This is a genomic window from Halarchaeum nitratireducens, from assembly GCF_014647155.1.
GTDB classification, from domain to species: Archaea; Halobacteriota; Halobacteria; order Halobacteriales; family Halobacteriaceae; genus Halarchaeum; species Halarchaeum nitratireducens.
Map to the genome: position 1 here is coordinate 265613 of NZ_BMOQ01000004.1, position 14001 is coordinate 279613.

General features: G+C 70.7%; 15 protein-coding genes. 7 read left to right on the forward strand and 8 right to left on the reverse strand.

The features are described from left to right. Positions 1-112: 112 nt before the first annotated feature. Positions 113-1576: a DHH family phosphoesterase gene (locus IEX91_RS08300; RefSeq protein WP_188878271.1), complete on the forward strand. Its 1464-nt coding sequence runs from the start codon at positions 113-115 to the stop codon at positions 1574-1576. Here IEX91_RS08300 and IEX91_RS08305 read toward each other — a convergent pair. Genes IEX91_RS08305 through IEX91_RS08315 form a run of 3 tightly spaced genes read right to left on the reverse strand, consistent with a single transcriptional unit; the run spans position 1573 to position 3949 of the window. After that, on the reverse strand, positions 1573-1863 hold the full coding sequence (locus IEX91_RS08305) for a PRC-barrel domain-containing protein (RefSeq protein ID WP_188878272.1): 291 nt from the start codon (positions 1861-1863) through the stop codon (positions 1573-1575). The two genes, IEX91_RS08300 and IEX91_RS08305, sit on opposite strands and share 4 nt — an antisense overlap. 25 nt (positions 1864-1888) lie before the next feature. Beyond that, complete coding sequence (locus tag IEX91_RS08310; protein WP_188878273.1) at positions 1889-3016, reverse strand: pyridoxal phosphate-dependent aminotransferase; 1128 nt, start codon at positions 3014-3016, stop codon at positions 1889-1891. A 42-nt stretch (positions 3017-3058) separates the two neighbouring features. Then, a complete protein-coding gene (locus IEX91_RS08315; protein WP_188878274.1) occupies positions 3059-3949 on the reverse strand; it encodes a DUF7544 domain-containing protein in 891 nt (296 codons plus the stop codon). Between the two features lie 178 nt (positions 3950-4127). Between IEX91_RS08315 and IEX91_RS08320 the strand changes: the two genes are divergently transcribed. Further along, positions 4128-4994 (forward strand): ZIP family metal transporter, encoded by an 867-nt coding sequence (locus IEX91_RS08320; protein ID WP_188878275.1) that lies wholly within the window; start codon positions 4128-4130, stop codon positions 4992-4994. A gap of 28 nt (positions 4995-5022) precedes the next feature. Here IEX91_RS08320 and IEX91_RS08325 read toward each other — a convergent pair whose 3' ends face one another. Further along, a complete protein-coding gene (locus tag IEX91_RS08325; RefSeq protein WP_188878277.1) occupies positions 5023-6579 on the reverse strand; it encodes a uracil-xanthine permease family protein in 1557 nt (518 codons plus the stop codon). Positions 6580-6675: 96 nt separating this feature from the next. On the opposite strand from IEX91_RS08325, the gene IEX91_RS08330 reads away from it, so the two are divergent. The 4 genes from IEX91_RS08330 to IEX91_RS08345 all read left to right on the forward strand — a co-directional run bounded on the left by IEX91_RS08330 (position 6676) and on the right by IEX91_RS08345 (position 9655). After that, positions 6676-7449 carry a carbon-nitrogen hydrolase family protein gene (locus tag IEX91_RS08330; protein WP_188878278.1) on the forward strand — a complete coding sequence of 258 codons (774 nt, stop codon included), beginning with the start codon at positions 6676-6678 and terminating at the stop codon, positions 7447-7449. A gap of 52 nt (positions 7450-7501) precedes the next feature. Beyond that, positions 7502-7735 (forward strand): hypothetical protein, encoded by a 234-nt coding sequence (locus IEX91_RS08335; RefSeq protein WP_188878279.1) that lies wholly within the window; start codon positions 7502-7504, stop codon positions 7733-7735. Positions 7736-7810: 75 nt separating this feature from the next. Then, on the forward strand, positions 7811-8920 hold the full coding sequence (locus tag IEX91_RS08340) for an NADH:flavin oxidoreductase/NADH oxidase (protein ID WP_188878280.1): 1110 nt from the start codon (positions 7811-7813) through the stop codon (positions 8918-8920). Positions 8921-8962: 42 nt separating this feature from the next. Next, positions 8963-9655, forward strand: coding sequence for a DUF7547 family protein (locus IEX91_RS08345; protein WP_188878281.1), 693 nt, complete (start codon positions 8963-8965; stop codon positions 9653-9655). 104 nt (positions 9656-9759) lie between these two features. On the opposite strand, the gene IEX91_RS08350 is transcribed toward IEX91_RS08345, so the two are convergent. From IEX91_RS08350 to IEX91_RS08365, 4 genes are all read right to left on the reverse strand, one after another. Then, positions 9760-10128 (reverse strand): Zn-ribbon domain-containing OB-fold protein, encoded by a 369-nt coding sequence (locus tag IEX91_RS08350; RefSeq protein ID WP_188878283.1) that lies wholly within the window; start codon positions 10126-10128, stop codon positions 9760-9762. Continuing rightward, positions 10125-11279, reverse strand: a complete 1155-nt coding sequence (locus tag IEX91_RS08355; RefSeq protein ID WP_188878285.1) for a thiolase family protein — start codon at positions 11277-11279, stop codon at positions 10125-10127. Before IEX91_RS08355 ends, IEX91_RS08350 begins: the two co-directional genes overlap by 4 nt. Before the next feature lie 96 nt (positions 11280-11375). Next, positions 11376-12152, reverse strand: a complete 777-nt coding sequence (locus tag IEX91_RS08360) for a helix-turn-helix transcriptional regulator (RefSeq protein ID WP_188878286.1) — start codon at positions 12150-12152, stop codon at positions 11376-11378. A 279-nt stretch (positions 12153-12431) separates the two neighbouring features. Further along, entirely contained in the window at positions 12432-13094 is a 663-nt protein-coding gene (locus IEX91_RS08365) for a DUF47 family protein (RefSeq protein ID WP_188878287.1), read from the reverse strand. Between the two features lie 153 nt (positions 13095-13247). Between IEX91_RS08365 and IEX91_RS08370 the strand changes: the two genes are divergently transcribed. Beyond that, the gene (locus IEX91_RS08370; protein ID WP_188878288.1) at positions 13248-13946 is read left to right on the forward strand and encodes an ArsR/SmtB family transcription factor; all 699 of its coding nucleotides are present in this window, start codon (positions 13248-13250) and stop codon (positions 13944-13946) included. The last annotated feature ends 55 nt before the right edge of the window (positions 13947-14001 follow it).

Sequence of the window (14001 nt, forward strand, 5' to 3'; positions counted from 1 at the left end):
GTCAAATAAGTTTCTTTCCGGTGACGACGTGCGTGGCGCTGGCACGCCGAGCGAGACGCGGTCGCACCCGCTGTCGGGAGCGTTAAGTGACGCCGCGCGGTAGCGAGCCGTAATGAGTAGCCGGGCTACGATCTCGTCCATGTCGACGTACGCGATCCTCGGTTGCGGGAGCGTCGGTCACGCGGTCGCCGAGGAGCTCGTCGAGCGCGGGAAGGACGTGCTCATCGTCGACCGGGACGAGTCCCGGGTGGAGGCGTTGCGCGATCAGGACCTGAATGCGCAGGCCGCGGACATCCGCGACGAAGAGGTCGCCGCGCTCGTCGCCGACCGCGACGTCGTCCTCGTGATGGCCTCCGACGTCGAAGCCAACGAGGCTGCGGTGCGGAACATCCGCTCGCGCGACGACGAACAGTTCCTCGTCGTCCGCGCGAGCGATCCGGTCTCCAGCGACGAGCTCACCGGGCTCGGCGCGGACGTCGTCATCAACCCCTCCTCCGTCATCGCGGACGCCGCCCTCCACGCCCTCGAATCGGGCGAGCTCGAATACAAGGCCCGGCAGCTCGCCGAGGTCATCGAGGGGACGACCGACCGGCTCGCCATCGTCACCCACGACAACCCCGACCCGGATTCGATCGCCGCGGCGGCGGCGCTCCAGTCCATCGCGGACCACCTCGGCGTCGGTGCGGACATCCTCTACTTCGGCGAGATCGGCCACCAGGAGAACCGGGCGTTCGTCAACCTCCTCGACATCGAACTCACGCCGTACGACGACGTCGACATCGACGATTACGACACGATCGCGCTCGTCGACCCCGCGAAGGCCGGCGAGATGCAGGTCGAGGGCTCCATCGATGTCTTCATCGATCACTACGAGGCCGACGACGAGATCGAGGCCGAGTTCGTCGACGTCCGTCCGAACGTCTCGGCGACGTCCACGATCCTCACGAAGTACATCCAGGAGTTCGACCTATCGGTCTCCCAAGAGGTGGCGACGGCGCTCCTCTACGGGATCCGCGCGGAGACGCTCGACTTCCGGCGCGAGACGACGCCCGCGGACCTGACGGCCGCCGCGTACCTCTACCCGTTCGCGGATCACGACGTCTTAGAGCAGGTCGAGTCGCCGAACATGAGCCCAGAGACCCTCGACGTGCTCGCGGAGGCGATCACGAACCGCGACGTCCAGGGGAGCCACCTCGTCAGCGACGCGGGCTTCATCCGGGACCGGGACGCGCTCGCGCAGGCCGCCCAGCAGCTCCTCAATCTGGAGGGAATCACGACGACGGCCGTCTTCGGCATCGTCGACGACACCATCTACCTCGCGGCGCGCTCGAAGGACATCCGGATGAACATCGGCAAGGTCCTCCAAGACGCCTTCCACGACATCGGCGAGGCCGGCGGACACTCGACGCAGGGGTCCGCGGAGATCCCGCTCGGGATCTTCACGGGGATCGAGACGTCCGAGGAGAACCGCGAGACCCTCTTGGGGCTCACCGAGGAGGCGGTGAAGCGCAAGCTCTTCGACGCGATGGGCGTCGATCAGGAGGCGACGTCCTCGGGGCAGAACGGGAGCAGCTAGGCCATCGCGTGGTCGGCCTCGTCGTCCGACTTGAGGCGCTCGACGATGTCGTTGATGAGCACGACGTCGCCGACGGCGCGCACCCACCGGTAGGGGACGATGACGCCGCGTCGCCCGGTGTCGTAGTCCGAGAACAGATCGGGGTTGAGTTCGCCGAGCGCGAGGCCGTTGACGACCTCGGCGTCGAGGTCGAGTTGGATGTCCTCGATCTCGCCGACGAAGACGCCGTTGTTCGAGTAGACCTCGCGGCCGACGAGCGACGTGATCTCCTGCGGTGTGTCGTCCATGTCCGCTCCGAAGGTGCGCCGCCTCTTAACTCTTGGAGCTATCGGGCGCGTCGAGCAGGCTCGCGAGGGCGCGGAGCGCGGCGTCCATGTCGGTCGGCGCGCGCCCGAGGCTGAGACGGACGCGCGCGTCGTCCTCAAAGAACCGTCCGGGGGCGAGCAGGATGCCGTCCTCCCACGCGCGCTCGACGAGCTCGTCGGCGTCGACGCCCGTCAGTTCGAGGAAGGCGAACGTGCTGCCGTCGGCGACGAACCCCTCGACGTCGTCGCGCGCCGCGACGAACTCCGCGAGCAGCGCCGAGTTCTCCGCGAGCAGCGCACGCTGCTCGGCGAGCAGGTCCTCGACGTGGTGGAACGCGCGCATCCCGTACGCCCGCGAGACGTCGGCGACCCCGGGGACGTGGTGGGCGACCTCGCGGGCCCGCTCAATGAAGTCGGCGTCCGCGACGAGCCAGCCGATCCGGAGGTCGCCGAGGCCGAGGAACTTCGTGAGCGATCCCGTGACGACGGCGTCGTCGAGGCCCGCGGCCGTCGGTCCGCCGAGCGCGCCGTCCGGACGCACCTGCTCCTCGGTGACGAACGGGGCGTACACCTCGTCGACGAGCAGGCGGGCGTCGTACGCGCTCGCGTTGGCGGCGACGTCGGCGAGCGTCTCGCGGTCGGCCAGTCGCCCGCTGGGGTTGTGGCGGTTCGTGATCGTGACGAGGCTCGTGTCGGACGTGAGTGCCTTTTCGACGCGCTCTGGGACGAGCTGGTAGTCGTCCTCCCGGAGGAACCGATCGACGGCCGCGTCGAACGCCGCCGGCGTCCGGCGGTGGGGTTCGTAGCCCGGCTTCTCGACGAGCGCGCGCTGGCGTTCGTCCGCGCGCTCGCTCGTCGGGTCTGCGTCGAGCGCGGTGGCGGTGGCGAGGAAGTTCGCGTGGCTCGCGCCCGCGGTCACGAGGACGCACTCGGGATCGACGCCGTACTCGCTCGCGATCTGCAACTCGAGGGTGGCGCCGACCGGCGGGTCGGAGCGTCCTTCCAGCGCCGGCGGAACGGTCGCGGGTCGCTCCTGCGTCTCCGTGACGCCGCGCAGGTCGCTGGACCCGAGATCGTACATGGCGACGTCCGGGCGACCCCGGAGCCACTCCAGATACTCGATGTGGGGGAACATACAGTCGCTTTCACACGCGCCGCCCAAAGCCGTTGTCGCTCGCTACGCCGGGTAGTCGTACGGGACGTCGAGTCGGTCGAGCACGAGCAGCGAGTGGACGCGGAGGTAGGCGCTCGCGGGCCCGCGGAGACAGAGGAGGTAACAGCCGGTGCCGACGGCCGCGATGGCGATCGCCACGACGCCCGCGGCCGCACCGACCGATCCCCCGAGGGCGGTCGCGCCGTACGCGAGCGCGAACGGGAGGGCGAACGCCCCGGCGACGACGCTCCCGGCGACGACGTACGCGACGCCGAGGCAGGCGCGGACGACGAGGTAGACGCCGAACTCCCCGGGGGCGGCGGCGAGCGCCGGGCGGACGAGCCGCCATCCCGCCCTGACGCCGCCCTCGCCGCGGGCCATCAGCGGGACGACGAACGACGTCGTGAGCGCGGAGGCGGCGAGCGCGCTCACGACGAGCGCGCCCACGACGGGAACGCAGATGGCCGTGAGAACGATCGCGACCGCGGAGCCGTCCCGCGCCGCGGCGACGATCCCGGCGACGAACGCGCCGACCGGGACGACGACGAGCGCGCCGAGACAACACCGGAAGCCGAAGAGTCGGGCCCCGTCGCCGACGTGCGAGACGAGCGATCGGCGGAGTCGATCGCCGTCCGGCTCGACGAAGTCGACGAGAAGGAACTCGAAGACGGAGGCGACGAACCCGACGGCGAGGAGCGCCGCGAGGAGCGCGAGCGCCCGAGGTGCCGGCGCCGGGACGTCGAAGGCGTTCAGCGGGAGCGTCACGATGCCGACGCCGGGCGGCCGGACGGACGTCCCTCCGGCGAAGACGGCGAGGAGCGCGAGTCGGAGCCAGACGCCCGCACGGACGGGACGGAGGAGATCGCGCGTTTCGGTAAACGCGCGGTGGAGCGTCTCGACGGCGTACCACGACATACCCGGTCCTGGATGCGACGGGGGAAAAAGACGACGACCACCGCGATCGCGGCGGCGACGCGACGGTGGGGACGACGACGCCCGCCGGTCCGAGAACCCCCGAACTTTAGGCCAACCGAAAACAAATTTTTCACAAAGAGAAAAACCAAGTGGGTAGAGTGGCAAATCCGACGTGAGGATGGATGTCTTCGCAGCCTACGCGTTCGTCTTCGTCGCGGGCCTCGTCACTTGTCTCGCCACCGGGATCGGGGCGTTCCCGTTCTTCGTCGTTGATGACGTCTCCGAGCGGTGGACCGTCGCCCTCTGGGGGCTCGCGTCCGGCATCATGCTCGCCGCGTCGGGCTTCGGGCTCCTCCGCGAGGGGCTCGCGCTCACCGTCGGTCTCCCCGCGGTCCTCGTCGCCGGCGTCGCCGTCGGCGTCGCCCTCGTCGTCGTCTCGAACGCGATTCTCGACCGCCTCGACGTCGGCGGGCACGAGCACAGTGGTGAGCACGACCACGAACGCGAGCACGAACCCGACACGCACCTCGATCCCGAGGCCGTCGCCGAGGGCGACGCGAAGAAGCTCGCGCTCATCCTCGGCGTCCTCACGGTCCACTCGTTCCCCGAAGGCGTCGCCATCGGCGTCTCCTTCGCCGAGATGGGGCTTCAGGGCGGCGTCCCGTTCTTCGGCCTCTCCGTCCCGCTCCTCGCGCTCGTGATGACGGTCGCCATCAGCGTCCACAACGTCCCCGAGGGGCTCGCCATCTCGATCCCGCTCAAGGCCATGGACGTCTCGAAGTGGCGGATGGTCGGCGCCGCCGTCTTCTCCAGCCTCCCCCAGCCTATCGGGGCCGTCATCGCCTTCGCGTTCGTCACGTGGGCGTACGACTTCCTCCCCTTCGGCTACGGCTTCGCCGCCGGCGCGATGATCTACCTCGTTCTCACCGAGTTCGTCCCCGAGGCCCTCGAGGCCGGGCGGGGTCTCGACGGGCACGGCTACCTGGAGCTCGCGCTCGGCGTCGTCGCCGGCTTCGCCGTCATGGTTCCGCTGCTCTTCGTCTGAGGCCGTCGCGGGACGAGGCGGAGAGGGCCTAGTCCCCCTTCACGTAGCGCTCGTAGGCGGAGTCGAACGCCTCGTCCTCCTCGGTGAGCTGGTCCCACTCGTCGAGGCCGCGTTCCTCCCGGGTGCCCTCGACGGTGTTGTCGAGGACGAACGCGATGAGGCCGCCGACGGCCATCCCGGTCCCGCCGACGACGTAGACGGTGTCCGAGATCGCCTGCACGCCGAGGATCGGCCCCAGGATCGGCGTGCTCGCCATGCCGGCCTGGAAGGCGCTCGCGCTCTCGACGTTGCCCATGTACGCCGGCAGCGCGAGCCCGCAGAAGAGCGCGAGCCCGACGATGAAGACGTTCCGCGAGCTGTCGAGATCGACGTGTTTGAGGTTCGAGAGGCCGACGGCCGCGATCTGCCCGAACATAGCGATGTAGAGGCCGCCGATGATCGGATCGGGGATGGTGGTGATGAGCGCGCCGAAGTACCCGACGAACCCGACGACGAGCATGAGGACGGCCCCGATCTGAATGACGTAGCGCGAGGCGACGCCGGTGAGACCGATGGCGCCGATGTTCTCCGAGTAGGACGTCGAGCCGTTTCCGGTGCCCATGATTCCAGCGAAGAGGGTGGCGAGGCCCTCGGTACCGATGCCGTGGTTGATTCGGCGCGCGGACGGCGCGCGCTCACCGGCGAGGCGCGCGACGGCGTGATAGTCGCCGAAGGACTCGATCATGGAGGCGAGGACGCCCGCGAACATCCCGATGATGAAGGACGTCTGGAAGGTCGGCATCCCCCACTGGAGCGGCATCGGGACCTGCACGAGGGGGGCGTTCGCCACGGTCGAGAGGTCGACGAACGCGGCGGACCCGCTCGGGATGATCCCGGTGACCGAGAGGGCGGTGGCGATCACCCACGCGGCGACGATCCCGAGGAGGACGGGGTAGAGCCGGAAGATCCGGTGGGAGTCGTCGAGGTACTGACTGAAGAGGACGATGAGGACGACGGTCAGCCCGACGAGCCACCACGCCTGTCCCGCCATCGTGACCTGCGGGGCGCTGAAGAGCGAGAGACCGATGAGCGCGATGGTAGGCGCGATGACGACCGGCGAGAGGTACCGCTTCAGCCACCCCATGACGCCGAAGTAGCCGAACGCCACCTCGACGATCCCGCCGACGATGATCGCGCCCTGTAGGGCCACGATCGACTGTTGCCACTGCCCGGGTCCGGTCCCGACGAACCCGATGATGGCGATGGCGGGCGCGAGCATCGAGAACGTCGCCCCCTGCACGATCGGATAGCGGTTTCCGACGATCGTCTGGAGGAGCGTGGCGACCCCGGAGACGACGAAGAACGTCCCGATGTAGAGGGGCTGATACTCCGAGGGCATCCCCATCGCGCCCGCGAGCGCGAGCGGGACGGCGATGTTCGCGCCGACCATCGTGAGGTAGTGCTGGAGGCCGAGCAGCACCGACTCCCCCGTCGGTGGCCGCTCGTCGACGCCGTATTCGACGTCGTCGGACCGTTCGACCGACTCGGTCCCAGGTTCGCCCGCCAACCCCTCGGGGGGCGTCTCCGGGTTCGTGTCTCCTGCCATGCGTACCACCACATCGGTGCTCGCGGCGCCGGTTAAGGGTGTTGTGTCGTCGAACGGGGGCGGGACGCCTTTGTCGGTTCGCGCCGTGGACCTGCCGTGTCCGCACCCACCGTCGCCGCCTGTCAGCACGCCATCGCCGACTGTGACCCCGCGGCGAACGTCGCCACCGTTCGCACGCGCCTCGCCGGCCTCGCCGACCGCGTCGACGTCGCCGTCTTCCCCGAGTACGCCCTCACGGGATTCGTCGCGGACGACCGCGTCAGCGACGCGGCGCTCGCGCGCGACGGGGCCGAACTGGCGACGATCGCCGACGCCGCGGAGAGGGCCGAAACCGCCGCGCTCGTCGGCTTCGTCGAGGACGCCGGCGACGGACTGTACAACACCCTCGGATACCTCGGACGCGACGGCGAGCGATCGTACTACCGCAAGCGGCACCTCTGGGGCGACGAGACCGATGTGCTCGACGCGGGAGACCGGCGGACCGTCGTCGAGACGCCGGTCGGTCGAACGGCGTTCCTGACCTGCTACGACCTCAACTTCGTCCGCGAGAGCGCGGCGCTGGTCGACGCGGACGTCGACGCGCTCTTCGTGCCGGGCGCGTGGCCGGCCGTCCACGCGTCGAACTGGGACCTCCTCCTGCGGGCGCGCGCCCTCGACGGCGTCCGCTGGGTCGTCGGCTGCGGCCGGACGGGCGCGCGGACGCTCGGCGATCCCTGCGAGTACGCGGGGCGTTCCGCCGTCGTGCGCCCCGACGGAACGGTCCGCGCGCGCCTCGGCCGTGACGAGCGCGATCTCGTCGCGCCGCTCGACCCCGCGATCCTCGCTGAGCAACGGGCTCTCGTCGGGAGCGTCGGCGAGTCGCGGGAGTGATCGGCGCGGCCGTAAGGACGTAGTGTCGTGGGCGCGTTCCGTGCGCCGAGGTATGAGCGACGACGACATCGACGTCGAGGTGGAAGTCGAAGTGGAGATCGATCGGGACGAGCTCGAAGTCGAACTGGGGTCGTCCAGCGAGGCCGAGGCCGAACTGTCGGTCGGAGGCGCGGCGGTCGAAGTCGAGATCGAGGTCGAACGCCACGGCGACCCCAGGGCGACGTCGGACGAGGTCGACGGGGACGACGGGACGGTCCCCGTCGCGGACCATCCCGACGACGAGTAACGCGGCCTCGGGCGGATGGCGGCAATCGCCCCCGCGTCCGCCGGCCCTTTTCGGGTCCGCGACTACTCTCACACGATGACGCATCTCTTCGATTCCGTGACGCTCCGCGACACGGAGCTCCCGAATCGGCTCACCGTCTCCCCGATGTGCCAGTACTCCGTCGAGGAGCGCGACGGGCTCGCGACGCCGTGGCATCACGTCCACCTCGGTAGCCGCGCGGTCGGCGGCGCGGGTCTCGTGATCGCCGAGGCGACCGCCGTCGAACCCCGCGGGCGCATCACGCCCAACGACCTCGGCATCTGGAGCGAGGAGCACGCGGACGCGCTCCGCGACACGACCGAGTTCGTCAAGAGTCAGGGTTCGGTGCCCGGCATCCAGCTCGCCCACGCCGGCCGGAAGGCCTCCACGAGCCGCCCCTGGGAGGGCCACGATCCCCTCCAGCCCGACGAGGGCGGCTGGGAGGTGGTCGGGCCGAGCGACGACCCGTGGCCCTACGAGGACCAGGCGGCGCCGCCCACGCGAGCGATGGACGCAGACGACATCGAGGACGTGATCGCGTCCTTCCGCGAGGCGGCCGAGCACGCCCTCGACGCCGGCTTCGAGGTCGCCGAGGTCCACGGCGCGCACGGCTACCTCCTCCACGAGTTCCTCTCCCCCGTCACGAACGACCGCGACGACGAGTACGGGGGCAGCTTCGAGAACCGCGCGCGTCTGATCCGCGAGGTCACCGAAGCCGTCCGTGACGTCTGGCCGGCCGAAAAGCCCGTGCTCGTCCGGCTCTCCGGGACCGATTGGATCGACGACGAGGAGTCGTGGACGGTAGAGCAGTCCGCGCGCCTCGCCGACCTCCTGCACGAGGCCGGGGCGGACCTCATCGACGTCTCCTCCGGCGGGATCAGCCCCGCCTCCTTCCCGGACTGGACGGGACCGAACTACCAGCTCGCGCTCGCCGAGCACGTCCGCGAGAACGCGGAGAGCGATATCCGCGTGGGGACCGTCGGCGGCGTCACCACGCCCGAGCAGGGCGAGGCCATCGTCCGCAACGACCGCGCGGACCTCGTCATCGTCGGCCGCGAGTTCCTGCGCGACCCCTACTTCGGTCTCCACGCCGCCCACGAGCTCGGCCACGAAGACGACGTCGAGGTTCCGGCTCAGTACCGCCGCGGCTTCACCGAACGCCTCTGAACCGGCGGTAGCCCTATCCGTTCGGCCGCCCCGCCTACGCGTATGTCCGACGACACGGCCGACGACGATCTCGCGGCGCGCGTCGACGCCCTCGAAGACGCCGTCGCCGACCTCCGCGCGGCGCGGGCGGACGCCAGCCCGGCTCGACGCGACACCCGCCGACGCGGTCCCTCCTCCGTCCCGCGTCCGCCGACGCCGCGCGAGCTCGTCCGCTTCGCCGTCGACGACGCCATCCCGGCGACGGTCGCGGTCCTCGACGCCCAAAAGCGCGCGCTCGAAGCCCTCCGCGCCGCGCTCCGACTCGTCGAACCCGGACGCGCCGGCGACGAGAACGCGGGCGCGAGCGTCGGCCGCGAGACGCTCGACAGACTCGACGCCGCGCTGACCGACCTCCGCGCCGCCGTCTCCGGGGACGCGCTCCCCGCGGACGACGCGGCCCGCGACCTGCTCGAAGACGCCCGCGCGCTCACCGCCGACCTCGAAACGGAAGTCGCGGCGGCGCGCGAGGAACGCGAGACACGCGACGCGCGCGACGTCGAGGGAGCCGGAAGGGACGCGTCGGCGGCACACGACGCCGACGACCGCGAGCGCCGCACCGCGCGCGTCGAGGACGAACTCGATCAGCTACGCGACGAGTACGACGACGGCGACGGCGGCGGGGACAGTAACGACGGCGACGGACGCAGAAACGGAAGCGGAAACGGAACCGACGCTGACGACGCCGGCGGCGTCTGAGGCGACGGCGGCGAAAGCGAGGATAGCGGTGCGGTGCCGTGCCGTATCGTGTCTGAGACCCCGACCGAATCGACGCCGGCGGCGTCCGGGCGCTACCGGCCGGCTCAGTCCTCGACGGGCGCGAAGCGATAGCCGTCCCACGACTGGCTCTCGGGTTCGCGGATGCCGGCGTCGGGGTCGCGGAGTTCGTCGCAGTAGACCGGCGTCATCCGATCCCCGCTCTCGACGTCGCCCGTGGTGAGCTGGCCGAGCGCGCGCACCGTCCCGCCCTCGACGTCGAACTCGACGATCCCGAGGTGGTTGGGTTCGCGGACGCCCGGCGGCGTCGCCGTGCTCGTCGTCCACGTGACGAGCGTTCCGGTTTCGGCCTCGAGGTCGACGGTCGCCGTCTGTTCCGCGCCGCACTCCGGACAGACGGTGTGGCCGGGATACGTGACGTGGCCGTTCTCGCAGCGGTGGGCCTCGAAGCTCATTCCGCGGCCTCCACGACGGTGGTCGTGACGCAGTTCCCGAAGCCGCCGACGTTACAGGCGAGGCCGACGTCCGCCGCGACCTGCCGGTCGCCGGCGTCGCCGGTGACCTGCCGGTGGATCTCGTACACCTGCGCGACGCCGCTCGCGCCGAGCGGGTGACCCTTCGACTTGAGGCCGCCGGAGGTGTTGACCGGAAGTTCGCCGTCCCGCGTGGTGATTCCCTCGTCGGCCGCCCTCCACCCCTCGCCCTTCTCGAAGAAGCCGAGGTCTTCGAGCTGGAGGACTTCGAGGATCGTGAACATGTCGTGGAGCTCGGCGACGTCGACGTCGTCCGGCGTCAGCCCGCTCATCTCGTAGGCGTCCGCCGCGGAGTCGACGACGCCGCCCATGACCGTCGGATCGTCGCGCTCGTGGACGACGTGCGTGTCCGTCGCGCCGCCGATACCCGAGACGACGGAGTAGTCGTCGGTGTACTCGGCGGCGACCGATTCGGGACAGAAGAGCAGCGCGGCGCTCCCGTCCGTGATCGGACAGAAGTCGTAGAGGCGAAGCGGGTCGGCGACGATCGGCGACTCCAGTACCGTCTCCGCGTCGACCTCCTTTCGGAACTGCGCGTGCGGGTTGTCGACGCCGTTCCGGTGGTTCTTCACCGCGACCGACGCGAGCGACTCGCGCGGCGCGTCGTACGTCTCTAGGTAGTGGCGCGCGGTCATCCCCGCGAAACTCGGGAGCGTGACGCCGTGTTTGTACTCGGCGGGGTGCGTCAGCGACGCGATGACGTCCGTCGCGTCGGCCGTCGAGCGATGCGTCATCTTCTCGCCGCCGACGAGCATCGTCAGTTCGCTCGCGCCCGAGGCCACCGACTGCCACGCGGCGTAGACGCCCGCGCCGCCCGACGCGCTCGTCTGGTCGACGCGCTGCGTGTACGCGCCGATCGCGCCGAGGTCGTGCGCGAGGGCGTTCGGGATCCCGGTCTGCCCCTCGAACTCGCCGCTGGCCATGTTCGAGACGTAGAGGTGGTCCAACTCGTCCGCGGCGACGCCGGCGTCGTCGAGGCAGGCTTCGCCGGCCTCCGCGAGCAGCTCGCGGACCCAGGCGTTGCGCTGCCCGAACTGGGTCATCGACGCGCCGATGACGGCTACCCGATCCATACTCGCCCACTCACGGAGGCGGCCCTTGAGGGTTCCGTCCCGTTTCGATCGGCGGGTCGCGGCGCGTCGAACCGGGCTCCGTTCGTCGGATCCGCGTCACTCGGTCTCGGCCGGCTCGGCCGCGCGCTTCTCTGCTGCGTATCGCTCCCGCGCCCACTCGCGGAGCGCGTCGTCGGCCGTCCACGCGACCGCCCGCATCGCCCGCGCCCGGCCGACGGTGGCGACGAACACTTCGGCGTCGGTCACGGTGAGCGCGTACTCGAAGCGCTCCGGGTGGACGTAGAGGTCGAACTCGGGGAGGGCGAGCGAGCGCGCGACGGTCTCCGGTCGCACCTCCCGCTCGGCGGCGACGACCGCGCTCGGACAGACGAGCTCGACGCTCGCGCCGTCGTCGAGTCGCGCGTCGAACGCGTCGATGTGGAGACGCGTCATCATCGGCGAGAGACAGGCGTAGTGGTCCGCGTCGCTCTCGTCGATGCGCTCGGCGAACGCCCGCGCGGCGCGGTGGGGTTGTTCGGGCGTCGAGACCACTAGCTCGGCGTCGGCGAGCGGCTTCAGTGGGAGCGGCGGGTCGAAGCACGGGAGGTCGTCGAGCAGCGCCCCCGCCGCGTCGATGGCGTCGAGATCCGCGAGCAGGGCGTCGCAGGACCGGACGACGCGCGCGCCCGTCGGCGTGGGTCGGTAGTCGCCGTCGACGCGCTCGACCCACCCCCGATCGGCGCAGTCGCGGAGGCAGCGCTGCGCCGTCGCCCGCGAGACGTCGACGCGCTCCGCGACGTCCCGCGGCCGCCCCGGGGTCGAGCGAAGCGCGCGCAGCACGGCGAGACGGTTCGGTGATCCGAAGACGAACCGTGCGGCCTCGGTCGCGTCCATGAGCGGGTGTAACGCGGGTTGTCGGTATCAATCCTCGGCCTCCTCGAATCCGAGAGTCGCCGCGGGCGTCGGGGTGTGCACGGTGCGAACGAGCGTGCACGGCGTAACGCTAACTGGGACCGGGCCCAACTCTCGGACGCCCCCGGCCCCGCGACACCCGGGCCTCGCCCGCTTCGGCCCTCCACCGCATCGGCCCGTCGGGGCACGTCGCACGCTGGTTCTCTCTGCATCGCACGACGACGGCCGCGAGCGCGCTGCCGGTGTCCTGCGTCTTCTCAGTTACACGGTCGCGGCGACGACGAACGAGAAGTGATCCGCGGCGTCCTCGACCGCGTTCGGTACCGCGTCGAGCGCGAGCGCCACCTCCCTGAGGGCGAGACCGTTGACGGAGAGCCCGGGTTCGAACGCGGCGGCGAGCGCCGCCTGCTTCAGCTCGTCGCAGCGGTCTTCGAACTCGCGGACGTCGTCGAAGTCGCCGTGATCGACGGTCGGACGGCGACCGTCGCACAGCGCCGCGACGTACTCTTCGACGGCGTCACAGAGCCGCGCCGCGCACTCGGCCGCGAGGTCCGACAGCGAGACGAGGCGGTCGGCGACGCCGTCGACGTCCGGCTCCATCGCCGCCAGCGCGGCGAGGGCGTCCTCGACCGCGTTCGCCACGGCGTCGATGCGACTGAGGAGTTCGAGGAGGTCGCGCGCACGCAGATACACGCCGGTGAGCTCCGGGTCGAGTGCCACGAGCCCGTCGCGGACGTCCCGCGCCCGGTCGTCGCACGCGGACTCGATCGCGGCCGCGTCGGCCGCGGTCTCGTGGAACGATTCCGCGTCCCCGTCGCCGTAGGCCGCGACGGCGACCGGGAGGTGCGCGGTGCAGTCACGGACTCCCTCACAGAACGACGACATAGCATCGGCGAGTTCGGCGTCGGCGTGATCTCCCTCCATACGTGAGGCGGGCCGCTACGGGTAGAAACGGGTTGCTATGACCGAAACGTAGGGGTATATAGTCGACTCCGAGGTCGGCGGACGCGCCGGGGCGGCCGTCCGTCGCGTCCGGACGCGAAGCTATTTGTCTCCCACGGACCGTCGGTTCGGACGATGGGTAGCCTGTTCCCGTTCCGCACCGACGTCGAGGCGGACGCGGGGAGCCCACGGCTCGTCGGAATCGACGAGGACGCCGCGGACGAGGTCTTCGACGCCCTCGGCTCGCGCACCGCCCGCCGCATCCTCGCCGCGATCTACGACGATCCCCGCCCCGCCTCCGACCTCGCGGACGACGTCGACACCTCCCTCCAGAACGCGCGGTATCACCTCGACAACCTCAGCGACGCCGGTCTCGTGACGGTCGCCGACACCTGGTACTCGGAGCGCGGCACCGAGATGAAGGTGTACGCGCCGGCGAACGACGCCGTCGTGGTCTTCGCCGGCGATGACGGAGCGAAGACCGGCGCGTTCGCCGCCCTCAAACGTTTTCTGGGCGGCGTCGCCGCCGTCGGAATCGGCGCGCTCGTCGTCCAAGCCCTCCTCGCGCCCGGGTCGCTCCTCCCGGCGTTCGGGTCGGCCGGCGAGTCGTCGCCCGCGACCACGCCCAGCGACGGCGGTGGCGGCTTCAGCGCGATGGACGTCGAGCGCACGACCACCACGACAGCGACGACAGCGACGACAGCGACGACCGACGGCGGGCACGGCCTCCTCGCGCTCCTCGCCGAGCCCGGCGTCGCGTTCTTCCTCGGCGGGCTCTGCGTGCTGTGCGTCGCCCTCTCGTACTGGTACGTCCGGACGCGTCGCCGGGGCTGATCGCCGCCCGCGTCGACGACGCAAACCGTTTCAAGCCGAATCACCTACCGCCGGG